The following is a 24,933-nucleotide window of genomic DNA, read 5'->3' as shown; positions in this document are numbered from 1 at the left end:
AGGTGAATCTCTACGTCAGCTCCGGCGTGTACAACAGCCCGGAGCACCTGCCAGTGCCCCTGGACCTGACCGCCGGAGAACACACCCTAACCCTCATCTCCACAGGCCAAGGAGTCGCTGGCGGAGGGGCCAGTTTCACGCTTGATCCGCTGCGGCTGATCCGACAGCCCTGAGCGAGGTCGCCCACGTGGGCGACGCGGCTGCGGCTGACCGGCCTCCGGTCAACCGCAGCCCAGCAGGCCCGCCGACGACTTCAGCGCCAAGACACGAGCCGCAGACGCCGTCACGCGCTCCTCGAAAGCAGGGTCCGAGTCTGCCTCCTCAAGCGTCGCCGTGACCATCTCCGCCATGATGGCCGGGTCAGCGTTGATCGCCAGGTCCCCGCCCGCCGCCAGGAAACGGACAGCCCGCTCGCCCGGCGCCAGGCCGGCCACGGAGCCGGCAGCGCCCAGGTCGTCGGCGATGACGACGCCGTCGAATCCGAACTCGCCGCGCAGCAGGTCGTCGATGACGACGCCGCTGAAGACTCCGGGCTGGTCCGGGTCGATCTGCGTAAACACGGCGGAACTCACCATGACCGAGTCGACGCCCGCCGCGATCGCCGCGCGGAACGGCTCGAGGTTGGCCGAGTCCCGTGTCGTGACCTCGTCGTCGGCCGCGCCGAAGTCGGTGTTGGTGGTGACCTCCCCGAGGCCGGGGAAGTGCTTGACGGAGGTCGCGAGCCCCTGGGACTGCATGCCCTCGATGAACGCGACGACGTGCTCGGCGACGGCGTCCGGATTCGAGCCGAAGTCACGCTGCAGCCTGCCGATGGGGGCGTTGGTCGTCCGCTTGGCGACCGGCACCACGTCGCCGACGGGGGCGAGGTTGTAGCCGATGCCTACGGTCGCGAGTTCCTCGGCCCAGGTCGTCGCCGAGGCGAGCAGCGCCTGCGGGCTGTCCTCCCCCTGGACGCGCGCCGACGGCATCGTGCTGAACCCGTCGCCCTTGAGGCGCTGGACGTTGCCGCCCTCCTGGTCGACGGCGACGAGCAGCGGCAGGTCCGCCGTGCCGAGGCTGCCGAGCTGCGCGGTGAGCTGGCGGATCTCCATGGAGCCCGCCGTCGAGTTGCCCAGCAGCACCACCGAGCCGATGCGCCCGGAGGCGATCGCCTGGCGCGCTGTCTCGGTGAGGCCCGCAGTGTCGACACCCATCATGAACAGCTGCCCGACGCGGGTCTCCAGCGGGAGCGCCTCGGCCTCGGCGAGGCAGGCGGGGCCAGCCGGCTCGACCGGCGTGTCAGCCGACTCCGCGGAAGCGGGGGTGGCGGCCGACGACGAGGCCGGGGGTGCCTGCTGCGGCTGCGGGGCCATGGAGGCGGGGGCACATCCCGCTGCGAGCGCGAGCGCCGTCAGCGGGATCAGCGCGCGCCTCACCGGCCCAGTTCCGCGGGCACGGTGGCCTGCAGGAGGCCGAGCAGCGCGTTCTCCACGACCTCCGGCAGGGCCGGGTGGATCCAGTACTGGCCCCGGGCCATCTGGTCGACGGGCAGCGAGAAGCTCATGGCCTGGATCAGCGGCTGGATCAGGCTGGAGGCCTGCGGGCCGATGATGTGGGCGCCCAGCAGGTGCCGGGTCCCGGGGTCGGCGAGCAGCTTGACGAAGTGCGTCTCGTCCTCCAGTGCCCACCCGTACGCCACGTCGGCATAGCGCTGCGTCGAGGCCACGTACGGCCTGCCCCAGGCCCGCAGCTGCTCCTCGGTCGCGCCGACCGTCGCCACCTGCGGCGAGCTGAAGACGGCGCTGGGCACATACCGGTGATCCGTCTCCCACAGGTCCCCGGGTGGAGCAGGTTGTGCTGCAGGGTGCGCATCTCGGCGTTGGCGACATGCTTGAGCAGGTGATCGGACGACACGTCCCCCATGGCCCAGATGCCGGGCACCGAGGTGCGCTGCTGGGCGTCGACCCGGATCTGGCCATCGGGGCGGACCTCGACGCCGGCGGCGGCCAGGTTCAGCGCATCGGAGTTCCGCACCCGACCGATGGCGACCAGGAGCTGGTCGGCCGGGTACTCGTACTCGACGCCGTTGCGGTCCCTGGTCACGACCGTGATCCCCTTGCCTGCCTCCTCGACGGCGGCGAGCGTCTGGTTGAGACGCAGCGGCACCCGGGCGCCGAGCTCTGCGGTGAACGTCTCCGCGATGTCGCGGTCGTGGTGCCGCAGCAGCGTCTCGGAGCGGTTGATGAGCGTGACCTGGGTGCCGAGCGCCGAGAAGATGTGGGCGAACTCGGCGGCGATGTAGCCGCCGCCGACGATGACGAGCCTGCCGGGCAGCTCGTCGATCCGCATGATCGTGTCCGAGGTGTGGACCCGGTCCGCGACGGACTCCGGGACGTCAAGGTCGGGCAGCCGCGGCCGGGAGCCGGTGGCGATCACGATCCGTTCCGCGGTGATCCGCTGGTCACCGACCTGTAGGGTGCCGGCGTCGACGAAGCGGGCCTCGTCGTGGAAGACGGCGACGTTGCCGGACCGTTCGCGCCAGTCGAGCCCCCCGGCGGAGATCGGGTCGATGCGGCCGAAGATCCGGTCCCGGATCGCCGGCCAGTCCGTCCCGTTCAACCGCAGGTCGACCCCCAGCCTGCCCGCCTCCGTGGGCGAGGAAGCCAGGTCCGCGGGCACCACGAACATCTTGGTGGGGATGCACCCCCGGTTCAGGCAGGTGCCGCCGAAGACAGGGTCGCGCTCGATCAGCGCCACGTTCCATTCGGAGAATCGTTCGTCGATGAGGGAGTTGCCGGTGCCGGAGCCGATCACTGCCAGGTCGAAGTGCTGCATGGCGTCATTGTGTCACGGTGCCCGCAGGGGGCACGGGGGCTCACCGGGGGGCGTCGGAAGGGCCCTAGAGTTGCCCCATGCAGAACTCATGGGCAGTGGTCACGGGAGCGTCGAGCGGGCTGGGTGTCACCTTCGCAGAGAAGGTCGCCAGCGAGGGCGTCAATGTCGTGCTCGCCGCACGCACAGCCGGCCCGATGGAGGAGCTGGCAGCCCGCCTGCAGGAACAGCACGGGGTCGAGACGCTGGTGATGCCGGTCGACCTGAGCGACCGCGAGGCACGGGGCGCCCTCATCGAGCGCCTGCACGGGATGGACATCAGCTACCTGATCAACAACGCGGGCTTCGCCACCATCGGCGACTTCGCCGAGGCAGACCCGACCCGCATGCTCCAGGAGAAGGAACTGAACATGGTGGCGCTGACCCAACTGGCGCGGGCCGTCACCCCCGGCATGATCAGCCGCGGCCGCGGCGCCATCATCAACGTGGCGTCGACCGCTGCATTCCAGCCCATCCCCACGATGGCCGTCTACGCCGCGACCAAGGCCTACGTGTTGCGTCTGACAATCGCGCTGTGGGAGGAGCTGTTCCACACGGGTGTGCGCGCCATCGCGATCTGCCCCGGCCCCACGGACACCCCGTTCTTCGCGGAGGCGGGCGACGATACGAAAATGGCGAAACGCCGCACGCCGGCACAGGTCGTCGAGACCACCTTCGCGGGTCTCGGCAGGCATCAGCCGTATGTCGTCGACGGCGCCGCCAACGCGCTCATGGCCTTCGCCACCCGGCTGGCCCCGGTGAAGCTCCAGGCGGCCCTCGCCCGGTGGGTGGCCACCCGCTGACGTCAGGAGACCTCGACGACCTTGTTCTCCGTGACGACGCCGACCGGTTCGATCAGCTGCACGGTCGCCTTGACGTCGTAGGTGCCGGGCGTCAGCTCCGCGCGGGCGGTCCACACACGCCAGCCGTCCGCATTCACGCTCTCGGAGACCTGCGGGGTGATGCGCTGTTGGGTCGCCGCCGCGGTGTCCGTGACGGTGATGGTCAACTCCCGAGGCCTGGCTTGACGACACCGGTGATGAGGATAGGGCCCGCCGCCACCTGGTCGAGGTTCTGCGGGTCGGTGATCCACAACTGTGGGAGGGGGGTGCTGCCCTCGCGGCCGAATCCCTCCCCCGTCCGAAACTCGGGCGGCGGTGGTCCTCCGTCGGCGAGGAAGAAGACCCGCGGCTCGGGGATCCCCAGCAGCTCCGCGAGTGTGTAGACCATCTGCCTGCGTGCGCTCAGTGCCCGGAGCGGCGTCAGGATCTCGGCGTAGGCGTTGGCTGACAGGTCGACGGTGACGGCGTCACCGTCGACCTCGACGCTCAACACCTGTCCCGGGGACCAGGCCGACTCGTATTCGGGATCGAGGGGGGCAACGTTGAGGAGCGCCCCGAGCGCCGCCTCGGACATGGAGCCCGTCGCTGGGAGGTCGCGCAGCTCCCGGAACAGCCGGCCGTCCGCCCGGCCCACGTAGTAGACGGGCACGTCCTGCAGCACGGCGGCGATCGACAGCGGCGCCTCCGCCGTCGGCCTGGCGGACGCGGAGTGATCCGGCTCGGCGGGCGTGACGGCCGGACGCGTGAGCGCTGCTAGCAGCAGGCCGAGCACGACCGCAGCCAGCAGCAGCAGCGTCGCCAGCCGCGAGCCGATCCTGCGCCCCTGGGTGTCCCCCACCTCTGCGAGCTCAGCGGCCAGGGTGTCCGTGCCCGGCGCCTGGACGGTGCGGGCGGCGGCGCGGAGGGCGGCGGTGAGCTCCTGGGACAGGGCCTCCAGAGGGCGCTCCTTCCCCGACCCGAGGCGGGCACGGAGCGTCTCCAGGGCGATCTCGAGCCGTTGGTTGCAGCCGCGCACCGAGAGTCGCATGATGCCGGCCAGCTCGGGGCCGAACACGGCCAGATAGTGGCTGACGACGAGGATCTCGGAGGCGCGTGGCGGCAGCGACGACACCACCTGCAGCACCTGCTGCTGGCGCGCGTCGTCCACGGGCGGTAGAGCCAGCGGCGCCTGCGGCTCCCGGACCGCGCGGGCGAGGTGCACGGCATGTTCCTGCAGGAACTCGACGCGTTCGGCGGGATCGATCATCCGGTGGCCGCGCCGGTGCAGCGCCAGCAGAGCGCTGCGCACGATGCGGCCGGACTCCTCCTCGGCCCCGAGCAGCACCACGAGCCGGTGCAACGCGGCACCGTGTTCTTCGTGGATCCGGACCAACCAGTCCGGTGCGTCGTCAGAGGCCATCTATCCTCAGATGCCGGAGTACGAGTGCAGGCCGCTGAAGAGCAGGTTCACGCCGATGAAGTTGAACCAGAACGCGACGAGCCCCAGGAGCGCGATCCAGGCGACGGGGCGGCCACGCCAGCCCGCGGTGGCCCGGGCGTGGAGGTAGGCGACGTAGACCAGCCACGTGATCAGCGACCAGGTCTCCTTCGGGTCCCAGTTCCAGAAGCGTCCCCAGGCGTACTGCGCCCAGATCGAGCCGGCGACGATGGTGAACGTCCACAGCGGGACGCCGAACGCGTGCAGCCGGTACGACAGCAGGTCGAGGCCCGCGGCCGAGGGGAGTTTCGCGATGTAGCCGGTCAGGGCACCGTCGCCCCGGGCCGCTGCCCTGGCCTCCGCCCTGTCCCGGATCAGGTAGAGGGCGGCCGCGACGGCGCCGACGTTGAACGCCGCGCCGGAGATGCAGGCCGCGATGATGTGGATGATGAACCACACGCTGTGCAGTGCGGGGACGAGCGGGGCGACCTCGACGTAGAACTCGGTGACGGCCAGTCCGAGCCCCAGCGTGGCGAGGAGCGTCATGCCCAGCCCGAGCCACCGCATGCCGAAGCGCCAGACGCACACGAGGTACAAGACGATGGCGAACGCGAAAGCCGCGGTGACGAACTCGTACATGTTGCCCCAGGGGGCGCGCTGCGCCGCCACCCCCCGCAGGACGACCGCGCCGACGTGCAGCACGGCGCCCAGCACCGTCGCCGCCACCCCGAGCCTGCCGCGGAAGTCGACCTTGATGCGGGCGGCGTCCTCGGAGCCGTCTTCGGGTCGCACCGCGGCGAGCCCCCTGGCGCCCGACCATTCGAGCGCGTGCAGCGCGAACGCCACCAGGTACGCCACGGCCGCGGTGACCATGGCCGCATAGGACCATTCGGACAGCGTCATGGGGTGATCTCCTCGGAGCCGGTTTCGTCCGCCACCTTAGCCGCCTCGACCGGTTTCCCGGTCACGGCAGCCAGCAGCGCGGCGACCTCCACGTCGAGCCCACCGGCGGCGTCGACCCTGTCGAGGCCTCCGACATCGGCACGACCGGCGGCGACGCGGACGAACACCCGTCGGGGCCGGACGAACAGGCTGACGCACAGGCCGGCCACCCCGATGGTGATCGCGATGAGCGTCAGCAGGTTGCCGGGGGTGTCGCTGACCTGCAGCTTCACCCACCGTTGCCAGCCGTCGAAGGTGATGGATCCGACGCCGTCGGGCAGCTCGATGCCGGCGCCCGGCATCAGCCGGGCCCGCAGCACCTCGCCGTTGTCCCCCATCGCCTGCTGCAGGCCCGTCGGGTCGAGCACGTAGATCGACTCCGGGATGCCGGTCTCCGCCTTGGGCTCGCCGAACCAGGCGTTGAGGTACACCTCGGGGCTCAGCGCGTCGGGGAACACCGACTGGGGACCGTTCTCGTCGAGGTAGGCCGTCGGGAAGAAGAACGCCTCGAACGCCAGCCGGTACGGGCGGGCGTCGGGGACCTTGATGACGCCCACCGACGCGAAGTTCCCGTCCTGCGGCAGGAAGACGACAGGCCCGCTGAAGGCGACGTCGCCGTTGCCGTCCCGGACAGTGAACGACGGCGCGTACCCGTGCCCGATGAGGTTGACCTGCGTTCCCCGGCCGTGCTCACGGGCTCGTTGACCGTCAGGAGTTGCTGGCGGGTGCCCGCCGCATCGTCGACGGTGACCATGCCGTCGAAGCGGCGCGCGGCACCCCGCTGGACCTCGCTGGTCTCGAACTCGGCCGTGAACTCGTCCACCGTGACCCTGAACGGCTCGAGGTCGTCCGTGTCGAGCAGGACCCCGCTGGTGAAGTCGTCGAACTGGGTGATGACGTTGGCGAAGCCTCGCCCCTCCACGACCACGACGGAGCCGTGGAAGCCCAGCAGGTTGGACCAGGCGAGCCCGAGCAGGACGGCCACCAGGGAGAGGTGGAAGACCAGGTTGCCCGCCTCGCGGCTGTAGCCGCGCTCGGCGGACACGCCGTCGTCGGTGCGGAGGACCCGGTAGCGCTTGGAGCGCAGCCACGTCTCGGCCCGGTCCAGCGCGCCCGTCTCGTCCGCGAGATCGGCGGAGGCGTTCTCGGCCAGCCGGTCGATCCGCGCCGGCAGTCGCGGCGGGGGCTTGCGGACGGCGCGCAGGTACTTCCCGATGCGGGGAAGGATGCAGCCGATCAGCGACAGGAACAGCAGCAGGTAGACGGCGGAGAACATCGGGGACGTGTACACGTCGTACATCCCCAACGGCTCCAGCACGGTGTCCCAGAACGGGTTGGCCTTCTTGAAGTCGATGACGGTGATCGGCGAGACGCTCCGCTGCGGGATCATCGATCCGGGGATGGCGGCCAGCGCCAGCAGGAACAGCAGGAACAGCGCGGTGCGCATGCTCGTGAGCTGCCCCCAGGCCCACCGGCCGAACTCGGCCACCGGGTTCCCGCGTCGCGGCCCGGTTCCGGTGGCGCTCACAGCAGCGTCCCGAACTGGGAGACCCACTGCCGCAGCCAGGCCATCCACAGGTCCCAGAGCCCGATCACCATGGCCAGGCCGACCGCCATCATCGCGATACCTCCCACGCGTTGCACCGCCACCTGGTGGCGCTTGAGCCAGTCGAGGCGCGGGGCGAGCGCTGTGAAGGCGGCGGCGAACGCCAGGAACGGCAGCCCGAGCCCCAGCGCATAGGCGAAGGCGAGGACTCCGCCCCGGACGACGGAGGCCTCGTTGAGGGCCAGGCTGAGCACGACCGACAGCGCCGGGCCGATGCAGGGGGTCCAGCCGAGGCCGAACACGACGCCGAGCAGCGGTGAGGCCCACACGCCCGCACGTGGGGTGAGCTCCGGCCGCCAGCCCGACGGCAGCGGCAGCCAGCCCGCGAACGCGGCCCCCAGCACGAGGATCAGCAGCCCCAGCACGATGGTGATGATCCGGGAGTTCCCCAGCAGCAGGGCGCCGACGCCTCCCAGCAGCGCGCCCGTGAGGACGAACACGACGGAGAAGCCCAGGATGAAGCCCGCGGTGCCGCCGATCAGGAGGCGGCGCGAGCCGGAGCCCTCGGCGATCTGGGCGGCCCCGACCCCGGAGGCGTAGCTCAGGTAGCCGGGCAGGAGCGGGAGCACGCAGGGGGAGGCGAACGAGACGACGCCGGCGAGGACGGCCACGGGGACCGCCAGCAGCATGCCGGAGCCGAGGGCGTCCGTCACCCAGCCCTCCAGGGGGATCACTGGGCCTCCCGCACGTCGGCGACGACACCGGTCAGCGTCGTCGCGGTCACCTGGCCGAGGATCCGGGCCGCCACGCGTCCCTCCTCGTCGATGACGACGGTGCTGGGGATCGCCTTGGGCGGCAGCTGCGCGAAGCCCAGCAGCAGCGCGCCGTCGGGATCGAAGATGCTGGGGTAGGTCACCTCGAAGGCGCGCTCGAAGGCCTGCGCCGGCGCCCTGTCGAGATCGCGGGTGTTGACGCCCAGGAAGGCGACGTCGTCGCCCAGCTGCTCGGCCGCCTCCACCAGGTGCGGGGCCTCGGCCCGGCAGGGGGCGCACCAGGATCCCCACACGTTGACGACGATCATCCGGCCCGCGAAGTCGGCCGTGCTGATCTCCTCGCCGTCGAGGGTGGGGCCGGCGAGAACCGGCGCGGCGACACGGTCGGCGGGATCCACCATGGTGACGGTGCCGTCTCCGGTCTGGAACCCGAGGCCGTCGCCCTTGGCGGGGCCGTCGCCGGTGCCCGCGCCGCCGGAGCAGCCGACGAGCAGCAGGGTCAGCGCGACGGCCGCCAGCCGCCTCACGTGCCCACCCGGAACCGGCGGGCCGACGAGCCGAGTGGCAGCAGGTCGGCGACGGGCTCCGCGTAGGAGATCCCGGTGACGAGGCCGCCGCGGATCGTGAAGCTCGTCACGGAGCACAGGGTGCATTCGCGGCGACGCGGGTCGTGCATGAAGCTGCGGTTCTCGGCCGCGCGGCGCGCGATCCAGATGGGGAGCTGGTGGCTGACCACCAGCGCCTGCCCGCCGGGACCCGCCGCCTCGGCCGCGTCGAGGATGGCGGCCCGCATGCGGGCGGCGATGTCGGTGTAGGCCTCGCCCCAGCTCGGGCGCAGCGGGTTGCGCATGTGCCAGAACATCCTGGGGTTGCGCAGCGCCGCGTTGTCACGGCCGAAGACCAGGCCCTCGAACTCGTTGGCGGCCTCGATGACCCGGTCGTCGACCGTCACCTCGAGGTCGGGCGGAGCGCGGCCGTCGGCGCGAGCGTCTCCTGCGCGCGCTGCAGGGGCGACACCCGCAGGTGGGTCAGCTCGACGTCGCTCCAGTGTTCGGCCATGCGCTCGGCCATGCGGTGCCCGAGCTCGGAGAGCCCGAAGCCGGGCAGACGCCCGTACAGCACCCCGGTGGGGTTCTCGACTTGTCCGTGCCGCTGCACGTGGACGATGGTGGCGTTCTGCACGCGCACCAGCCTAGTCGGCGGCCGGCGTGGCCTTGCGACGCTTGCGGCGCTTGCGCTGCGAAGGCTTCGTCACGGGCAGGCCGGCGTCCAGCTGATCGCGTCGTCGCTGGTCGGCGAACCGGGCCAGCCCCTCGGCGAGTGCCTCGAAGGTCGGCGCATCGGCCGTGACGTCGACGCGGAGGCCGTGGATCTCGCAGGCCGCGGCGGTGGCGGGCCCGATCGCCGCCACGACGGTCGCGGCGTGCGGCTTGCCTGCGATGCCGATCATGTTGCGCACCGCGGTGGCGGACGTGAACACGACGGCGTCGAACATGCCGGTCTTGATGTCGTCGCGCACCTCGGCGGGCGGCGGGGCGGCGCGGACGGTGCGGTAGGCGGTGACCTCCTCGACCTCCCAGCCCAGTCGGCTCAACCCCACGAGCAGGGGCTCGACGGCGACATCCGCGGAGGGCACCAGGACACGGCTCAGCGGGTCGATCAGGTCGTCGTACGCGGGGAACTCGCGGGCCAGCGCGCCGGTGGTGTTCTCCACGACGGGCACGAGGTCGGGCACCAGACCGAGGCGGCCCAGCGCCTCGACGGTGCCGCGGCCGACAGCGGCCAGCATGATGCCGGACAGCGCACGCGAGTCGAGTCCGTACTCGGTGAGGCGTTCGGAGATCGCGGCGACGGCGTGCGGAGACGTGAAGACGAGCCACAGGTAGCGGCCGTCGACGAGGCCGCGGACGGCCTTCTCCATCCCCTGCTCGGTGCGGGGAGGCTCGATCGACATCGTGGCGACCAGCTCCGTGCTGGCGCCGTAGTGCGCGAGCTCCTCGACTAGGGGGTCGAGGTCGTCCTTGGTGCGGGGCGCGATGACGCGCCAGTCGAACAGCGGCTTCCCCTCGAACCAGTCGAGGCGCTGACGGTGGTGGTCCTCGATGCCGGGGCCGACGATGAAGTACACCTCGTCGGCGTCGGTGTTCTCGACCTCGTCCCAGGAGATGATCTCGCTCAGCTGCCGGGTGGTGCCTACCCGCACCAGCGACAGGAGCGTGCCGTCGGCGCCGAAACGCCGCTTCGCCTGCTCGGCGACCGCCACGGAGGAGGAACCGCACGAGCGGATGATCAGGGTCTCGGCCGACGGCCACGCGTCGACGGCGGGCACCTGGAGCGTCGCGTCGAGGGCGGCGAAGCCGGTCGCGGTGGTGACGCCGCCGTAGGACAGCGCCGCGCTCCAGCGGTTCACGCCGGGCACGAGGTTGGCGCGCAGGCCTGCCTGTGAGAGGACCCGCGGAAGCACTCCCCCGGCGTCGGCGTCCGTGAAGTAGTCGCCGGCGTGGAGCCGGACGACCCTCCTGCCGCGTGCGACCGCGCCGAGGATCTCGCCCACCTCGTCGTCGGACCCGGCGAGGCGGATCTCGGCGTGCGCGGGGGCGAGCATGCCCACCTGCTCGAGGTCGGCATCCTCGTCGACGATGATGAGTTCGGCGAACCGCAATGCCCGCGCCCCGGAGAGCGTCAGCAGCCCCAGGTCACCCGGGCCGGAACCCACGAAGGTCACCGAACCTCCGGTCGGCTCGAAGTCCGCCGGCGACTCGGGCGAAGTTGGTTCCACAGATTCCGTCACGTCGACAATTCCCCGTTCAGAGCTGCCCCAGTATCCACTCGGTGGAGGTGTCCAGGCCGGCTTCCGGAAGGAGCTCGTCCCGAAGCCTTGCCGGATCGACGAACCAGTAGCCGTGCAGCTTCCGGTCGACGAAGGTGACGGGGACGTGATCGGTGTAGCGCGCACGCAGCGCGTCCACCGTGTCAACGTCCACGCGTTGCCAGGCCACCCCCAGAGCCTCGCAGGTGTCACGGACCACGGCCTCGGCCTCCACACACAGGTGGCAGCCGTCCCTGGTCAGCAGCAACACCCGCGAGGGTGCACTCACTACTTGCCGGCGCGGCGACGCTGAATGCGGGTGCGCTTCAGCAGCTTGCGGTGCTTCTTCTTCGCCATACGCTTACGGCGCTTCTTGATGACAGAACCCACTGTTTGCCTTTCGTTGCCGGATTGTGGTCCGGACGTGTTTCGGCGCCCACCCAGAAGGAAGGGACCCCAAATCTTAACCCTAGCGCGACGGCGATACACAATCTCGCCGACCGTCCAGGCTGGTCAGAGACCGGACATCTCCTCGCTGCGGAGTGTGCAGGCCTCGACAGCGGCGAGAATACCGGAACGGACGCCGTGGTCGTCGAGCGCCCGCAACGCCGCCGCGGTGGTGCCCGCCGGCGAGGTGACCATCTCGCGCAGTTCGGTGGCCGAGTGGCCCGACTCGGAGAGCATCGCCCCCGCGCCGACGAACGCCTGGTTGACGAGCTCGGTGGCGGCGCCCCTGGAGAGCCCCTGGTGCACCCCCGCCTCGATCATCGCCTCGGCGACGTAGAACAGGTAGGCGGGGCCCGATCCGGACAGCGCGGTGAGCGCGTGGACCTGGTCCTCCGGGATCACGACGGAGCGCCCCAGCGCCTCCATGAGGGCGGACACGGCGTCCACCTGCTCGGGGGTGGCCTTGCTGCCCGCCATCACGCCTGCCATGCCCTTGCGGACGAGAGCCGGGGTGTTGGGCATGACCCTGATGACGCTGGCGTCCGGCAGGGCCGCCTCCAGCACCGCCAGGGTGACGCCCGCGGCGATCGACACCACGAGGGTCGATGCGCCGATGCTGCCGGAGAGCTCCTGCAGCACGGCGGGCATCTGGTACGGCTTGACGGCGAGCACCAGCACCTCGGCCTCCGCAGCCTCGGCGAGGTCGACGCCGCGGACGCCGTAGTGTGCCGTCACCTGTGCGACCCGCGCCGCGGAGGCGTCGACGACCAGCACCTCGGCCGGGTCGATACCGGAGCCGATCCACCCGCCGAGGAGGGCCTCGCCCATGGCCCCGGCGCCGACGATCGCGAGCGTCATCGTGCCAGCAGTTCTGCGATCTGGATGGCGTTCAGCGCGGCGCCCTTGCGGAGGTTGTCGCTGCTGAGGAACAGCACGAGGCCGTTGTCGCCCGCGACGCTCTGGTCGCGACGGATGCGCCCGACGATGGTCGGGTCGGAGCCTGCGGCCTGCAGCGGCGTCGGGACATCCGCGAGCGCCACGCCGGGCGCCCCGGCCAGCACGTCGCGGGCCTCCTGCGGGGTGAAGCCACGTGCGAAGCGGGCGTGGACCGTCAGCGAGTGCCCGGAGAACACGGGGACCCGGACGCACGTGCCCGCGACCGCGAGGTCGGGCAGATGGAGGATCTTGCGGGACTCGTTGCGGAGCTTCTTCTCCTCGTCGGTCTCCCCCTCGCCGTCGTCGACGATGCTTCCCGCGACGGGCACCACGTTGTAGGCGATGGGCGCCAGGTACGGCCCGAGGTCGGCGGGCGCGAACGCCGAGCCGTCCTGCGCCAGCACCCGCGGATCGTCGATCTGCCCCAGCTGGGTGGCGAGCGTCTCGACGCCGGCGACTCCCGAACCGGAGACGGCCTGGAAGGTCGTGATCTGCAGGCTCTCGAGCCCGGCGGCGTCATGCAGCGGCTTGAGGACCGGCATGGCGGCCATCGTCGTGCAGTTGGGGTTGGCGATGATCCCGATCTCGGCGGCCGCCACGTCGCCGGGGTTCACCTCAGAGACGATCAGCGGGACCCGCGGATCCATCCGCCAGGCGCTCGAGTTGTCCACCACGGTGGCACCGGCCGCGGCCACCTTCTCGGCGTACTGCTTGGAGGTTCCGCCGCCCGCGGAGAAGAGCGCCACGTCGAGGCCCTCGAACGAGGCGGTGGCGATGTCCTCGACGACAACCTCGCCGTCCTGCCACGGCAGCTTCCTGCCCGCCGACCGCGCCGAGGCGAAGTAGCGGATCTCGTCGACTGGATAGTTGCGCTCTGCGAGCAGGCGGCGCATCACGCCGCCGACCTGCCCGGTCGCGCCAAAGAGTCCTACACGCATGGGGAGAGTCTACGGCCGATCGACCGCGACCCCCTGCCGCCCGTCCACGGGCGGCGACGGCGTCAGCGGCCGATCAGCGACATCAGCCAGGGCAGCAGCGGGGCGCCGAGGAAGGCGAAGATGTCGAGCAGCGAGTGTGTCACCACCAGCGGCATGACACGGCGCTTGAGCCACGTGAGGAACAGCCAGCCGAACACCAGCCCCATCACCAGGTTGCCGATGAACCCGCCCCAGCCTTGGTAGGCGTGGTAGGCGCCGCGGATGACCGCGCTGAGCACGAGGACGACCCACATGGGGCGCCCGCTCTGCGCCCAGCGGGTGAAGAGGTAGCCGATCATGACGACCTCCTCCAGGACGCCGTTCATCACGGCCCGCAGGACGAGGACGACCACGTTCCACACCGTGAACTGCAGCCCGGACGTGTTGATCTGCGTGTTGATCCCGATGGCGAGCGAGAAGAGGTAGAGGGCGAGCCCGAGCACGCCGATGCCGGCGAAGATCGCCGCCCCCTTCGCCAGGTCGGAGCCCATCCGCCGCAGGTCGAAGCCCATGACCCTGAACGGCCCCTCCTCCGGGGGCCTGACGGCCGCCAGCAGGTAGAGACACAGCACGACCGGCATCAGGGGGAAGAGGATGTTGGCCACCTGGTAGGCGGCGTCGAGCAGCGGCCGGTCGGGCGTGGTGGCCGTGTTCAGGGTGGTTGTCTGCTGCGACAGCGGCACCTCCCGGGTCATCCGCTCCCAGATCCGCAGGAGGGAGTAGACGGCGGACTGCCCGAGCGACAGGAGCAGCACGACGGCCAGCTCGACGCGGAGGAGGTCGCGGGGCCCGGAAGCCTCCGCCGTCACCGCTTGTCCTGCATCGCCCGCAGGAAGCTGTAGATCGTGCGCGGCCGGGCCGCGACGCGGTGCGTCAGGTAGTCGAACCAGCCCGGCCCGAAGGGAAGGTAGGCCCGCGACCGGTAGCCGATGTCGACGAGCCGCCGCTGCTCGAGGGGGCGGACGCCGTAGTACATCTGGAACTCGAAGGCGTCGGGGGCGAGCCCGCTGCGCCGTCCGAGCTCCTGCGTGATGGCGATGATCGTCGGCTCGTGGGAGGCGAGCATGGCGTAGCCGCCGCCCTCCATGACGGCCCTCAGGCAGCGCACCAGCGCCAGCAGCTTGTCCTGTTCGCTCTGGTAGCCGCGGCGTCGCGGCACCGGATAGGAGCCGACGCACAGCCGGAGCCGCGCGCCGGTGGCGGCCAGCGCCTGCGCGTCGCTCTCGGCCCGACGCACGTCGACCGGCAGCGTCAGGCCCAGCGTCGTCTCGTCGTCCCGGACCCCCTCCCAGAGCCGCAGGGTCCGCTCGTAGTCCTCCGACCGCTCCATCTCGAGCGTGACGACGGCGCCGACCCCGCGGGCGACGGCGCACAGCTCGGTCAGACGTGACGCGCGGGCGGCGTCAGAGCCGGGCGCGAGCGCGGAGGGACGCACCGACAGCTCGGTGCCCGCGGCGCCGTCGCCGAGCGCCGTCAGAGCCTGGACCAGCTGATCGAACGTGGCGGCCTCGTGGCCGGGGGCGCTCTGATAGGCGAGCGAGAGGAGCAGCCCCTGGCCGCGGAGCTTCTCGGCGACGGGGACCAGTTCGGACACGGTGAAGCCCGCGACATAGCCGCGGGCGAAGTCGGCGACAGCCCCCGACGAGGTGGCCGCGTCACGGAACGGGCGCGACCGGATGAGGCGCCGCACTGCGGTGTTGGGCGACATCTACCTGGCCACCGCCTCGCCGCGCAGGCACGCCCGGATGTCCTCCAGGCAGCGCCGCAGCAGCTCTTCGCGTTCGTATCGGGACCGGGCCCGGCGGGTGGAGACCTCGAGCACGATGTGGCCGTGGAAGTTCCGCCGCACAAGCTCGCCCAGCACCTGCCAGGCCTGCTGGTTCCCTTCCCCGGGGAGCAGATGCTCGTCCTTGAGGGAGCCCCGGCCGTCGGTGAAGTGGACGTGCGCGAGGCGGTCCCCCCAGGCTTCGATGAGATCGAGCGACTGGCGCTGCGACGTGGCCGCGTGCGACAGGTCGAGGGTCAGATGGTCGTAGTCGTAGCCCGTCGGGTCCCAGCCGGGGAGGTAGGCGGGGATGTTTCCGGCGGGCGTCCGCCACGGGAACATGTTCTCGACGGCGAAGGTGACGCGGAACTCGCGGTTGAGGGCTCGGATGCCCTCGACGAACCCGGCGCCGTAGTCGCGCTGCCACCGGAACGGCGGGTGGACCACGACGGTGTCGGCACCGAGGCGGTGGGCGGCCTCGCCGGAACGGCGGAGCCGGTCCCAGGGGTCGCCGCCCCACGTCGTCTGCGTCAGGAGCAGGGTCGGCGCGTGGACCGACGGCACCGCCACCCCGTGGTATTCGGAGAGCTTGGCGATCGCCTCGATATCGGTGGAGAGCGTGTCGACACCGATCATCAGTTCGACGCCGTCGTAGCCGAGCGACGCGGCCAGTTCGAAGGCGCTCGTCGAGGCCTCCGGGTACACGGAGGTCGTCGACAGGAGGATCTTCGACGGTGACACGGCAACAACCCTACCGCGCGAGCGGGGGCCCGCTCCGATTAGTCGATTGCTACGTGAGGGGTCCACAATGTGGCCATGCACGTGGACCATCTCATGTACGCGACCGGTCCGGGCGGCCTCAAGGCGGAGGCCGAACGGCTCGCCGCCGCCCTCGGCACCGACTACAAGGACGGCGGGTTCCACCCGCGGTTCGGCACGCGCAACCACATCATCCCGCTGGCTGATGCGCGCTACATCGAGGTGGTCGAGGTGCTCGACCACCCGGCTGCGGAGAAGGCGGCGTTCGGCCAGGCCGTGCGGGCCCGCTCCGAGATGGGTGGCGGTTGGCTCGGCTGGGTCGTCAGCGTCCCCACCATCGCCAGCTTCGAGCAGCGCCTCGACCGCTCCGCCGTCCCCGGCTCGCGCCTGTTCCCCGACGGCCGTCGCCTCGAATGGGTGCAGATCGGCATCCGGGGACTGATCGCGGATCCGCAGCTGCCCTACTTCCTGGAGTGGAAGTCCGACGAGTCCCTGCGTCCCTCGGCCCTGGCCGGCGACGTGAAGCTCGAGGCCATCCAGATCTCGGGTTCTGCGGAGCGCCTGTCCGAGTGGCTGGGCGCGGAGGTCGGCAGCGAGTTCGACGGCGTGAGCCTCGATCTCGTGACCCCGAGCGGCATGCCCGGCATCGCGAGCGTCACGTTCGACTCCCCCGCCAAGGGCACCGTCACCATCTGATCCGCAGGATTGTCTGCGCCACCGCCTAGGCTTCTGGCGTGGCGAAAAATCAGGACACCTACCACTGCTCCGAGTGCGGCTGGACCTCCGTGCGTTGGGTCGGCCGCTGCGGCGAATGCCAGGCCTGGGGCACCGTCGTCGAACGGGGCGCCGCGAAGCTGCGGGAGGTGGCCTCGTCGGTTCCGGTGGACAGGGCCGTGCCCATCTCCCAGGTGCCCACCGACACCGCCACGCGGAAACTCACCACCATCGCCGAACTCGATCGCGTGCTCGGCGACGGCATCGTCCCGGGCGCCGTCATGCTGCTGGCCGGCGAGCCGGGTGTCGGCAAATCGACCCTGCTGCTCGACGTCGCCGCGAAGTGGGCCCGCTCCGGTGGGACCACCCTGTACATCTCGGGTGAGGAGTCGGCGTCCCAGGTCCGGCTGCGCGCCGAGCGGACGGGCGCCGTCGACGACGCCCTCTATCTCGCCTCCGAGACCGACCTCGGCACGGTGCTGGGCCACATCGAGGAGGTCCGCCCGTCGCTGCTGATCCTCGACTCGGTGCAGACCATCTCGACGGCCCAGACCGACGGCGCCCCCGGCGGCCCCTCCCAGGTGCGTGAGATCACCTCCGCGATCGCCCGCGTCGCCAAGCGACAGGCCATGGCCGCCATCCTCGTGGGCCACGTCACGAAGGACGGGGCATCGCCGGCCCCCGCACGCTGGAGCACCTGGTCGACGTGGTGCTCACGTTCGAAGGCGACCGCCACTCCGGCTTCCGCATGGTGCGGGCCACGAAGAACCGCTACGGGCCGGCGGACGAGGTCGGCTGCTTCGAGATGAGCGAGAAGGGCATCGTCGAGGTGCCCGACCCGTCGGGACTCTTCACGACGGCGCACGACGAGCCGGTCCCCGGCACGTGCGTGACGGTCACGTTGGAGGGACGGCGGCCGCTGCTGGCCGAGATCCAGGCCCTGGTGGCCCCCTCCCCCAACCAGTCGTCGCCGCGCCGCACGACGCACGGCCTCGACGGGTCGCGGATCGCGATGGTCCTGGCGGTGCTGGAGCGCAAGGCCCGGCTGCCGCTCTCCGCAAACGACGTCTACGTCTCCACCGTCGGCGGCGCCCGCGTCACCGACCCGTCCGTGGACCTCGCCGCCGCCGTCGCCGTCGCCTCGGCGATGCTCGACCGCCACTACCCCAAGCGGCTGCTCGCGCTCGGCGAGGTCGGCCTCGCCGGCGACCTGCGGCGCGTGCCGGGCGTGGAGCGACGGCTCGCGGAGGCGGCCCGCCTCGGCTTCGAGCTGGCGGTCGTCCCGAAGGGATCGCGCGACGTCACCATCAAGGTGCCGCGGCTCGGCGGGCTGCGGGTGGTCGAGGTCGAGTCGCTGGCCGACGCCCTCGGGATGCTCGACCTGCGCCGAGGCAACTGATGGACGGCCCCTGGCTCCGGATCGGCGAGGTGGCCCGACGCACGGGGCTGACGCAGCGGACGCTGCGGCACTACGACCATCTCGGGCTGCTGGTCCCCGGCGGACGCAGCGACGGCGACTACCGGCTGTATTCGCGCGCCGACCTGGAGCGGCTGCTGGAGATCCAGCACCTCAAGTCGCTCGGGCTCTCGCTCGCCGAGGTGGCAGAGGCGCTGGACGATCCGGGGGCCGACGCGGCGACGATGCTGGCCAGGCACGTGGCCGAGGTCGAGCGGCGCATCGCGCAGGAGGAGGAGCTCCTGACGCGGCTGCGGCGGCTGCAGCAGGCGGCCGGGACCGGTTGGGAGGACGTGCTGGAGGTGATCCAGCTGACGGAGCGGTTGCGGCACCCCGATGCGCCCGTCCGGTTCGAGGCCACGCTGCGCGGCGCGACGGAGGCCCCCCTCGACGAGTTGATCGACCTGCTGCTGGATCCCGAACCCGGCGTGCGGGAGGGGGCGGCGTGGGCGCTCACCCAGCGCCCCGGAGCGCTGGGCCCGCTGCTGAGCCGGCTCCGGGGCGGCGACGAGCTCGCCAGGCATGCCCTGGCCCACATCCTGGGGAAGCTCCGTGACCCGGCGGGGGTGGCTGTGCTGGTCGACCTGGTGGGCGATCCTGTGGAGCGGGTGGCGGCGAAGGCCGCGTTCAGCCTCGGCCAGCTAGCCGACGACGCGGCCGTCGCGTCGCTGGTGGAGGCGCTGGGCGACCCGAGGAGCCTGGTGCGCGACGAGGCCACCCATGCCCTGGCGGCCCATGCCGGCGCCCGCGGCCCGCTGGAGAGGGTGCTCGCCGACTCGCCGTCCGACCTGCTGCGGGAACATGCTGCCGAGGCCCTCGGCGCCATCGGCGACGTGGCCTCGCTCGCACCGCTGAGCGCCGCCCTCGCCGACCGGGAACCGGCCGTGCAGGAGGCGGCGCTGCTGGCGATCGGGCTGCTGCCCGGCGACGCGGCGACAGGAACGATCCGCCGCGTCGCCGACACCGCGGACGGCCGGGTCCGGCTCATCGCCGCCCGGCTCGCCGCGGACCGTCAGGCGGAGGGGCGGTCCGCCAGGTAGGCCGTGGCCACCGCGGCGACCATGGGGTCAACGCCGGAGGCGAGCCTTCCGAGCGGCGCGTCGGCCGCGCCGTCGAGCTGCCCGAGCGCGGAGACGGCGGCCAGACGCACCTCGGCGTCCACGTCGGCGGCCGCGGCCTCCAGCGCGGTGGCCGCCTCGTCGGCGTCGGAGCCCAGGTGGCCGAGCGCGTCGGCGGCGTGCTCACGCACCTCGACCCGCTCCGCCGTCAGCGCCGCGACGAGCGCGGGCACCGCCGGGGTGCCGATGCGGACGAAGGCGCTGGTCAGCGCGTCCCGCTGCAGCTGCTCGCCGTCCCCGAGGCGGGACGCCAGTGCCGGGACGGCCGCAGGGCCACCCGTGTTCGCGGCGGCCCGGTAGCCCTTGATCGCCACATCCGCGTCGGCATCGGCCACAACCGCGACCACGGCCTCGAAGTGCCGCGGGTCGGCGACCTTGCTGATCACGTGGGCGGCCGTCTTCCTGTCGAACGCCGACTCGCTGCCGAGCATGTCGACCAGGTCGGTCTCGATCTCGTCCCTGTGCTGGACGAGCGCCCAGGTCAGGTCCTCCCGGACGCAGGACGAGGGCTCCTGGCGCAGCCGCGTCAGGAGGGCATCCGCGATCCCCGCTCCCTCGACCGCGCCGAGCTGCAGCGCGGCCTGCCGACGCTGGGTGCCGTCGTCGTGGTTCAGGGTGTCGATGAGGTTCTGGGTGCTGTTCATGTTCCTGACGCTAAACGTTGACGCGACGTCAGGGTCAAATCCGACCCTCCGCCCCACCGTCGCGGGTCCTAGACTGTGGTCGATCCGAGGAGGAGCCCTTGTCCAAGCTCAATGTGCGCCGCTACCTGAAGCTGATCGCCCCCGGAACGCCCCTGCGGGCCGGCATCGACCGGATCCTGCACGGTCGGACCGGCGCCCTGATCGTGCTGGGCGACGGTCCCTCGTGCGGCAGGTGTGCTCGGGCGGGTTCGACCTGAACGTCGAGTTCACGGAGCAGAAGCTGCGGGAGCTCGCGAAGCTGGACGGCGCCATCATCCTGTCGAAGGACCTCACCCGGATCGTGGCGGCGGGCGTGCACCTCGTTCCCGCGGGCGATCTGCCCACGGCGGAGACCGGCACCCGGCACCGCTCCGCCGACCGGACGGCGCAGGCCACCGGCGTCCCCGTCATCACCGTGTCCGCCTCGATGTCGACCATCTCGCTCTTCCTCGACGGCCGCCGTCATCTCGTCGAGACGGTTCCGCAGGTCATCAGCCGCGCCAACCAGACGCTGGCGACGCTGGCCCGCATCTCCCAGCGGCTCGGCGACCTGCTGGACCAGTTCGACATCCTCGAGATCGGCGAGCAGGTGACGCTGCGCGACCTCACGCATGTGGCGCACCGCCTCGAGCTCACCAGGCGGCTGTCGTCCGAGATGCAGTTCCACCTCGACCTGCTGGGCGTGGAGGGACGCCTGCTCGCCCTCCAGCACGCCGACCTCGGCCTGACGTTCGAGGGCCTGGGCGAGCTGCTGACCGCCGACTACGCGGGGCACGTGAGTTCCCGCGAGGCCTTCGACCTGACCACCCTGGGCAATTTCTCCCCCGAGGAACTGTTCAGTGGACAGCTCGTGGCCGAGCACCTCGGCTTCGGGCCCAACGCGAACCTCGAACAGCACCTCACCACCCGTGGCGTGCGGCTCCTCACGAACACGGGCCGCCTGCCGCGTCCGCTCGTCGCCAAGCTGGTGGACGGGTTCTCTCTGCAGGAGCTGTTCGGCGCCTCGGTGAGTCAGCTCATGGAACTGGAGGGGGTCGGCACGCGGCGCGCCAGGCAGATCCGAGACGCGCTCCTGCGGATTACCGACGGCGCGTAGACGCGGCTAGGGTTGGTTCCTGACACACAGGGGAGCGCCGTGGGGCGCTGAGAGTGCGGACCCTCCGCAGACCCTCCAACCTGATCCGGTTAGCACCGGCGTAGGGAGTGGGATCTCCTCGGCACGCGCCGAGCCTCCGAAAGGAGACCGAACATGAAGCGACTTCCGCTCGCGACGCTCGCCGTCGCCCTGCTGCTGAGCGCCTGCACCGGCGGCGCCCAGGACCCGGGCCCTCCGACCCCTCCGCGGCGGCCCCGTCCGCCTCGGCGTCGAAGGAACTCACCGTCGTGGTGCACGAGTCGTTCTCGCTGCCCGACGATCTCAAGGCCGCCTTCGAGGAGCAGACGGGCTACCGGGTCACGTACCTGACGCAGGACGCCTCGATCGCGCTGGTCAACCAGCTGGTTCTGACCAAGGACGCGCCGCTCGGCGACGCCGTCTACGGCATCGACAACACGTCGTCGGCCCGCGCCGTCGCCGAGGGGGTGCTCGCGGACTACCTGTCGCCCGCCCTGACGGATCCTGTGCCGGGTCTGGAGCCCCAGCCGGGCCTCACGCCGATCGACTTCGGCGACGTGTGCATCAACGCGGACGTCGCCTGGTTCGAGGAGAAGGGTCTCGCACTGCCCGTCACCCTCGACGACCTGGCCCGCCCCGAGTACAAGGACCTGCTGGTCGTCACCAGCCCCGCCTCGTCGTCGCCCGGCCTCGCGTTCCTCGCCGCGACGATCGGAGTGAAGGGAGAGGGCTGGGTCGACTACTGGAAGTCGCTGGAGGCCAACGGCCTGAAGGTGGCCTCTGGCTGGACCGAGGCGTACTACACCGACTTCTCGGGCGCCGACGGCAAGGGCCCCCGGCCGCTGGTGCTCAGCTACGCCAGCTCCCCCGCCTACACCGTGACCGACGGTGCCACGACGACCACCGCCCTGCCCGAGACGTGCTTCCGGCAGGTCGAATACGCTGGCGTGCTGGCCGGGGCCGAGAACGAGGCGGGCGCCCGGGCGTTCGTCGACTTCCTGGCGAGCCCCGAGGTGCAGGCAGCCATCCCGGGCGACATGTACATGTATCCGGCGCTGGCGACCGCCGAACTTCCCGAGGAGTGGGCGGCGTTCGCCCCTGTCCCCGCCGCCCCGATCGAGTTGTCCGCCGAGGAACTCGGAGCGAACCGCGACGCGTGGCTCCTGCAGTGGACCGACGAGATCGGCTGAGCCGCCTTGCCTGGCGGGCGTCGTGGGTGACCGCGGCGCTCGTCCCGGCGGCCTTCCTCACCGTCTTCTTCGCCTGGCCGGCGGCCGCGCTGATCCTGCGTGGCTTCTTCGACGGCGGCTCGTTCGATCCTGGCGCGCTCGGCCGGGTCTTCACCTCCACGCGCACTTGGCGGGCCATCGGGTTCACCCTGTGGTCGGCCACCGCGTCGACCGTCCTGTGCCTGGCGCTGGGGGTGCCCGGGGCCTGGCTCCTCTACCGCAGGCGCTTCAGGGGCGTCACCGCGCTGCGGACGGCCGTCACGATCCCGTTCGTCCTGCCGACCGTGGTCGTCGGCGTGGCGTTCGGGTCGCTGCTGCGCCCCGACGGCCTTCTCGGCGGGTTGGGCCTCGACGGCACCGCCGCCCCGATCATCGCCGCGCTGGTCTTCTTCAACTACTCGGTGGCGGTCCGCACCATCGGCACGCTGTGGGAGCGCCTGGACCCGCGGCTCGCGCAGGCGGCCGCCACGCTCGGCGCCTCGCAGCTGCGGGTGCTGTTCACCGTGACGCTGCCCGCGCTGGGCCCCGCCCTCGTTTCGGCCGCGTCGCTCGTGTTCCTGTTCAGCGCCTCCTCCTACGGGATCGTCATGGTGCTCGGACAGACGCGCTACGAGAGCATCGAGACCCAGATCTGGTTCCTGACCACGCAGCTGCTCGACCTGCGTGGTGCCGCAGCGTTGTCGATCACGCAGCTGATCATCGTCACGGCGGCGCTCTGGTCGTCGTCGCGGACGCAGGCCCGGTTGACGGCCGCGCTCCGGCTCCAGCCGGCGGGAAGCGGCTCGACGCCGCTCCGGCTCCCGCGCGACATCGTCGCGTTGGGCATCACGCTGGGCGTGGCGCTGCTCCTGATCGGCCTGCCGCTGGTGAACCTGGCGTGGAGGTCACTGCACCGTGGCGGCGGGCTGACGACGGCCAACTACGCCGACCTCGTCACCGGGTCGGTCGCTGGATCGACCCTGCCGGCCGCGTTGGCCACCTCGCTGGTCACTGCGCTCGCGGCCACGGCCATCGCCGTGCCGCTGGGCCTGATCGTCGCGCTGGTCGCGTCGCGCAGGCCCCGGGCCGCGGCCGGGAGGCGGGCGTTGTCGACGCTGGAGGCCCTGTTCCTGCTGCCGCTCGGCGTGTCCGCGGTCACCGTCGGGTTCGGGTACCTCATCACGCTCAACCGGCCGCCGCTGGACCTGCGCAGCTCCGTGGTGCTCATCCCCATCGCGCAGGCGGTGGTCGCGCTGCCGCTCGTCGTGCGCTCGCTCCTGCCCGTGCTGCGCGCCATCGACCCACGCCAGCTCGAGGCCGCCGCCACGCTCGGCTCCCCGCCGCTGGCGGTGCTGGCCCGGGTGGAGCTCCCCCACCTGTGGCGCGGGCTGGGCCTCGCCGTCGGCTTCGCGTTCGCCACGTCGCTGGGCGAGTTTGGGGCGACCTCGTTCCTGGCCCGGCCGGACAACCCCACGCTGCCGGTGCTGATCTTCCGCCTGTTCGGGCGCCCGGGAGCCGAGTCGTACGGCATGGCGCTGGCCGCCTCCGTGCTGTTGGCGGCCCTGGCAGGATTGACGATGGCCGCCGCCGAGCGGCTGCGACCCAAGGAGGTGGCCGCGTGGTAGCCGGTCTGCAGATCATCGACGCGACGATCCGGTACGGGGCGCTCACCGCCGTGGACTCGGTCAGCCTGGGGGTCTCCCCGGCGAGGTGGTCGCCCTGCTCGGCGCCTCCGGGTCGGGGAAGTCGACGCTGCTGCGCGCCGTCGCCGGACTGGAGCCCCTCGCGGGCGGCCGGCTCACGTGGGACGGCGTCCCCCTCGACGGCGTGCCGGTGCACAAGCGGAACTTCGGGCTGGTGTTCCAGGACGGCCAGCTCTTCCCCACCATGACCGTGGGCCGCAACATCGCCTACGGGCTCGGCCGCCTGCCCCGCACCGAGCAGCGGGCCCGCGTGGCCGAGCTGCTGAGGCTGGTGGGGCTCGAGGGATACGAGGACAGGCGCCCCACGGAACTCTCCGGCGGCCAGGCGCAGCGTGTCGCGCTGGCCCGCTCGCTGGCGCCGCGGCCCCGGATGATCCTGCTGGACGAGCCCCTGTCGGCGCTGGACTCCGGGCTGCGTCGCCGGCTCACCGAGGACCTCGCGCGCATCCTGCGGGAGACGGAGACCACTGCGATCTATGTGACCCACGACCACCAGGAGGCCTACACCGTCGCCGACCGGGTCGCCGTCCTGGATGAGGGAGAACTGCTGCAGGTGGCCGCCCCGGAGGACCTGCGCCACGCGCCTGCCTCCCGCCAGGTGGCCGCCTTCCTGGGCGCGCGCGCCTTCATCACCCAGGCCACCGCGGAGGAGCTCGGCTGGGCCGGCCGACTGGAGGTGGGTCAGGTCCTCGGGTCCTGCCCAGTTCGTTGGTCCTCGCCGCCGACGGCGCCGAGGTCGAGGTGCTCGACCAGGGCTACACGCCGGACGACGTCGAGGTGTGGGTCAGGCTGCCGGACGGCCAGCGGGCCGCGGTCAGCAGCCCTGACCGCGTCACGGCCCCCAGCGTCCGCGTCCGCCTGATCGGCGGGGCGC

General features: G+C 71.7%; 23 protein-coding genes, 4 pseudogenes and 1 riboswitch. Of the genes and pseudogenes, 9 read left to right on the top strand and 18 right to left on the bottom strand.

What is annotated here, in order from left to right:
* Positions 1–221 precede the first annotated feature (221 nt).
* Entirely contained in the window at positions 222–1,415 is a 1,194-nt protein-coding gene (locus H9L22_RS18165; RefSeq protein ID WP_187721091.1) for a glycoside hydrolase family 3 protein, read from the bottom strand.
* Positions 1,412–2,814: pseudogene (locus H9L22_RS18160) on the bottom strand (mycothione reductase). Before H9L22_RS18160 ends, H9L22_RS18165 begins: the two are co-directional and overlap by 4 nt.
* A gap of 77 nt (positions 2,815–2,891) precedes the next feature.
* On the opposite strand from H9L22_RS18160, the gene H9L22_RS18155 reads away from it, so the two are divergent.
* Positions 2,892–3,653 carry an SDR family NAD(P)-dependent oxidoreductase gene (locus H9L22_RS18155; protein WP_187721090.1) on the top strand — a complete coding sequence of 254 codons (762 nt, stop codon included), beginning with the start codon at positions 2,892–2,894 and terminating at the stop codon, positions 3,651–3,653.
* Between the two features lie 2 nt (positions 3,654–3,655).
* On the opposite strand, the gene H9L22_RS18150 is transcribed toward H9L22_RS18155, so the two are convergent.
* The 15 genes and pseudogenes from H9L22_RS18150 to H9L22_RS18080 form a co-directional block, all read right to left on the bottom strand.
* Positions 3,656–3,859 (bottom strand): hypothetical protein, encoded by a 204-nt coding sequence (locus H9L22_RS18150; protein WP_187721089.1) that lies wholly within the window; start codon positions 3,857–3,859, stop codon positions 3,656–3,658.
* Positions 3,856–5,091 carry a GerMN domain-containing protein gene (locus tag H9L22_RS18145; protein ID WP_187721088.1) on the bottom strand — a complete coding sequence of 412 codons (1,236 nt, stop codon included), beginning with the start codon at positions 5,089–5,091 and terminating at the stop codon, positions 3,856–3,858. The genes H9L22_RS18150 and H9L22_RS18145 overlap by 4 nt, the downstream gene beginning before the upstream one ends.
* Before the next feature lie 6 nt (positions 5,092–5,097).
* Complete coding sequence (ccsB, locus tag H9L22_RS18140) at positions 5,098–6,012, bottom strand: c-type cytochrome biogenesis protein CcsB (RefSeq protein ID WP_187721087.1); 915 nt, start codon at positions 6,010–6,012, stop codon at positions 5,098–5,100.
* Positions 6,009–7,606 (bottom strand): annotated as a pseudogene (gene resB / locus H9L22_RS19995) (cytochrome c biogenesis protein ResB). The gene ccsB and the pseudogene resB overlap by 4 nt, the downstream one beginning before the upstream one ends.
* Positions 7,576–8,286 (bottom strand): cytochrome c biogenesis CcdA family protein, encoded by a 711-nt coding sequence (locus tag H9L22_RS18130; RefSeq protein ID WP_187722776.1) that lies wholly within the window; start codon positions 8,284–8,286, stop codon positions 7,576–7,578. Before H9L22_RS18130 ends, resB begins: the two are co-directional and overlap by 31 nt.
* Before the next feature lie 41 nt (positions 8,287–8,327).
* The gene (locus H9L22_RS19345) at positions 8,328–8,897 is read right to left on the bottom strand and encodes a TlpA family protein disulfide reductase (protein ID WP_320060566.1); all 570 of its coding nucleotides are present in this window, start codon (positions 8,895–8,897) and stop codon (positions 8,328–8,330) included.
* A pseudogene (locus tag H9L22_RS18120) lies at positions 8,894–9,552 on the bottom strand (histidine phosphatase family protein). Before H9L22_RS18120 ends, H9L22_RS19345 begins: the two are co-directional and overlap by 4 nt.
* Positions 9,553–9,562: 10 nt before the next feature.
* Entirely contained in the window at positions 9,563–11,161 is a 1,599-nt protein-coding gene (locus H9L22_RS18115) for a uroporphyrinogen-III synthase (protein WP_187721085.1), read from the bottom strand.
* 16 nt (positions 11,162–11,177) lie between these two features.
* A complete protein-coding gene (locus tag H9L22_RS18110; protein WP_226965996.1) occupies positions 11,178–11,450 on the bottom strand; it encodes a glutaredoxin family protein in 273 nt (90 codons plus the stop codon).
* Between the two features lie 17 nt (positions 11,451–11,467).
* On the bottom strand, positions 11,468–11,569 hold the full coding sequence (locus tag H9L22_RS18105; protein ID WP_042842924.1) for a 30S ribosomal protein bS22: 102 nt from the start codon (positions 11,567–11,569) through the stop codon (positions 11,468–11,470).
* A gap of 123 nt (positions 11,570–11,692) precedes the next feature.
* Positions 11,693–12,484, bottom strand: a complete 792-nt coding sequence (gene proC, locus H9L22_RS18100; protein ID WP_187721083.1) for a pyrroline-5-carboxylate reductase — start codon at positions 12,482–12,484, stop codon at positions 11,693–11,695.
* Positions 12,481–13,500: an aspartate-semialdehyde dehydrogenase gene (locus tag H9L22_RS18095; protein WP_187721082.1), complete on the bottom strand. Its 1,020-nt coding sequence runs from the start codon at positions 13,498–13,500 to the stop codon at positions 12,481–12,483. The genes proC and H9L22_RS18095 overlap by 4 nt, the downstream gene beginning before the upstream one ends.
* Positions 13,501–13,562: 62 nt before the next feature.
* Positions 13,563–14,348 (bottom strand): CPBP family intramembrane glutamic endopeptidase, encoded by a 786-nt coding sequence (locus H9L22_RS18090; RefSeq protein ID WP_226965995.1) that lies wholly within the window; start codon positions 14,346–14,348, stop codon positions 13,563–13,565.
* On the bottom strand, positions 14,345–15,247 hold the full coding sequence (locus H9L22_RS18085; protein ID WP_187721081.1) for a proline dehydrogenase family protein: 903 nt from the start codon (positions 15,245–15,247) through the stop codon (positions 14,345–14,347). Before H9L22_RS18085 ends, H9L22_RS18090 begins: the two co-directional genes overlap by 4 nt.
* Positions 15,248–16,045 carry a sugar phosphate isomerase/epimerase family protein gene (locus tag H9L22_RS18080; protein ID WP_226965994.1) on the bottom strand — a complete coding sequence of 266 codons (798 nt, stop codon included), beginning with the start codon at positions 16,043–16,045 and terminating at the stop codon, positions 15,248–15,250.
* A gap of 75 nt (positions 16,046–16,120) precedes the next feature.
* Here H9L22_RS18080 and H9L22_RS18075 point away from each other — a divergent pair, with 75 nt between their 5' ends.
* The 3 genes and pseudogenes from H9L22_RS18075 to H9L22_RS18065 all read left to right on the top strand — a co-directional run bounded on the left by H9L22_RS18075 (position 16,121) and on the right by H9L22_RS18065 (position 19,273).
* Positions 16,121–16,759: a VOC family protein gene (locus H9L22_RS18075; protein WP_187721079.1), complete on the top strand. Its 639-nt coding sequence runs from the start codon at positions 16,121–16,123 to the stop codon at positions 16,757–16,759.
* Positions 16,760–16,797: 38 nt separating this feature from the next.
* Positions 16,798–18,176 (top strand): annotated as a pseudogene (radA, locus tag H9L22_RS18070) (DNA repair protein RadA).
* Entirely contained in the window at positions 18,176–19,273 is a 1,098-nt protein-coding gene (locus H9L22_RS18065) for a HEAT repeat domain-containing protein (protein ID WP_187721078.1), read from the top strand. The pseudogene radA and the gene H9L22_RS18065 overlap by 1 nt, the downstream one beginning before the upstream one ends.
* Here H9L22_RS18065 and H9L22_RS18060 read toward each other — a convergent pair.
* A complete protein-coding gene (locus tag H9L22_RS18060) occupies positions 19,246–19,995 on the bottom strand; it encodes a HEAT repeat domain-containing protein (RefSeq protein WP_187721077.1) in 750 nt (249 codons plus the stop codon). The two genes, H9L22_RS18065 and H9L22_RS18060, sit on opposite strands and share 28 nt — an antisense overlap.
* Before the next feature lie 98 nt (positions 19,996–20,093).
* Here H9L22_RS18060 and H9L22_RS19340 point away from each other — a divergent pair, with 98 nt between their 5' ends.
* The 5 genes from H9L22_RS19340 to H9L22_RS18040 all read left to right on the top strand — a co-directional run bounded on the left by H9L22_RS19340 (position 20,094) and on the right by H9L22_RS18040 (position 24,921).
* Positions 20,094–20,252, top strand: coding sequence for a hypothetical protein (locus H9L22_RS19340; RefSeq protein WP_226965993.1), 159 nt, complete (start codon positions 20,094–20,096; stop codon positions 20,250–20,252).
* On the top strand, positions 20,219–21,130 hold the full coding sequence (gene disA, locus H9L22_RS18055) for a DNA integrity scanning diadenylate cyclase DisA (protein WP_226965992.1): 912 nt from the start codon (positions 20,219–20,221) through the stop codon (positions 21,128–21,130). Before H9L22_RS19340 ends, disA begins: the two co-directional genes overlap by 34 nt.
* Positions 21,131–21,148: 18 nt before the next feature.
* Positions 21,149–21,254: riboswitch (TPP riboswitch) on the top strand.
* A 163-nt stretch (positions 21,255–21,417) separates the two neighbouring features.
* The gene (locus tag H9L22_RS18050) at positions 21,418–22,338 is read left to right on the top strand and encodes a thiamine ABC transporter substrate-binding protein (protein ID WP_264292507.1); all 921 of its coding nucleotides are present in this window, start codon (positions 21,418–21,420) and stop codon (positions 22,336–22,338) included.
* The gene (locus tag H9L22_RS18045; RefSeq protein WP_226965990.1) at positions 22,317–23,981 is read left to right on the top strand and encodes an ABC transporter permease; all 1,665 of its coding nucleotides are present in this window, start codon (positions 22,317–22,319) and stop codon (positions 23,979–23,981) included. The genes H9L22_RS18050 and H9L22_RS18045 overlap by 22 nt, the downstream gene beginning before the upstream one ends.
* Positions 23,982–24,066: 85 nt before the next feature.
* Positions 24,067–24,921 carry an ABC transporter ATP-binding protein gene (locus H9L22_RS18040; protein ID WP_226965989.1) on the top strand — a complete coding sequence of 285 codons (855 nt, stop codon included), beginning with the start codon at positions 24,067–24,069 and terminating at the stop codon, positions 24,919–24,921.
* The last annotated feature ends 12 nt before the right edge of the window (positions 24,922–24,933 follow it).

Source organism: Tessaracoccus defluvii (assembly GCF_014489575.1).
Classification (GTDB): Bacteria; Actinomycetota; Actinomycetes; order Propionibacteriales; family Propionibacteriaceae; genus Arachnia; species Arachnia defluvii.
Note: the sequence above shows the minus strand (reverse complement) of the source record. Positions and strands in the feature narration are given on the sequence as shown.

Coding starts and splice junctions, on each gene's coding strand:
- H9L22_RS18085 (WP_187721081.1), bottom strand. CDS start 15,247: ATGTCGCCCAACACCGCAGTGCGGCGCCTCATCCGGTCGCGCCCGTTC.
- H9L22_RS18095 (WP_187721082.1), bottom strand. CDS start 13,500: ATGCGTGTAGGACTCTTTGGCGCGACCGGGCAGGTCGGCGGCGTGATG.
- H9L22_RS18145 (WP_187721088.1), bottom strand. CDS start 5,091: ATGGCCTCTGACGACGCACCGGACTGGTTGGTCCGGATCCACGAAGAA.
- H9L22_RS18130 (WP_187722776.1), bottom strand. CDS start 8,286: ATGCTGCTGGCGGTCCCCGTGGCCGTCCTCGCCGGCGTCGTCTCGTTC.
- H9L22_RS18075 (WP_187721079.1), top strand. CDS start 16,121: ATGCACGTGGACCATCTCATGTACGCGACCGGTCCGGGCGGCCTCAAG.
- H9L22_RS18155 (WP_187721090.1), top strand. CDS start 2,892: ATGCAGAACTCATGGGCAGTGGTCACGGGAGCGTCGAGCGGGCTGGGT.
- proC (WP_187721083.1), bottom strand. CDS start 12,484: ATGACGCTCGCGATCGTCGGCGCCGGGGCCATGGGCGAGGCCCTCCTC.
- H9L22_RS18065 (WP_187721078.1), top strand. CDS start 18,176: ATGGACGGCCCCTGGCTCCGGATCGGCGAGGTGGCCCGACGCACGGGG.
- H9L22_RS18060 (WP_187721077.1), bottom strand. CDS start 19,995: ATGAACAGCACCCAGAACCTCATCGACACCCTGAACCACGACGACGGC.
- ccsB (WP_187721087.1), bottom strand. CDS start 6,012: ATGACGCTGTCCGAATGGTCCTATGCGGCCATGGTCACCGCGGCCGTG.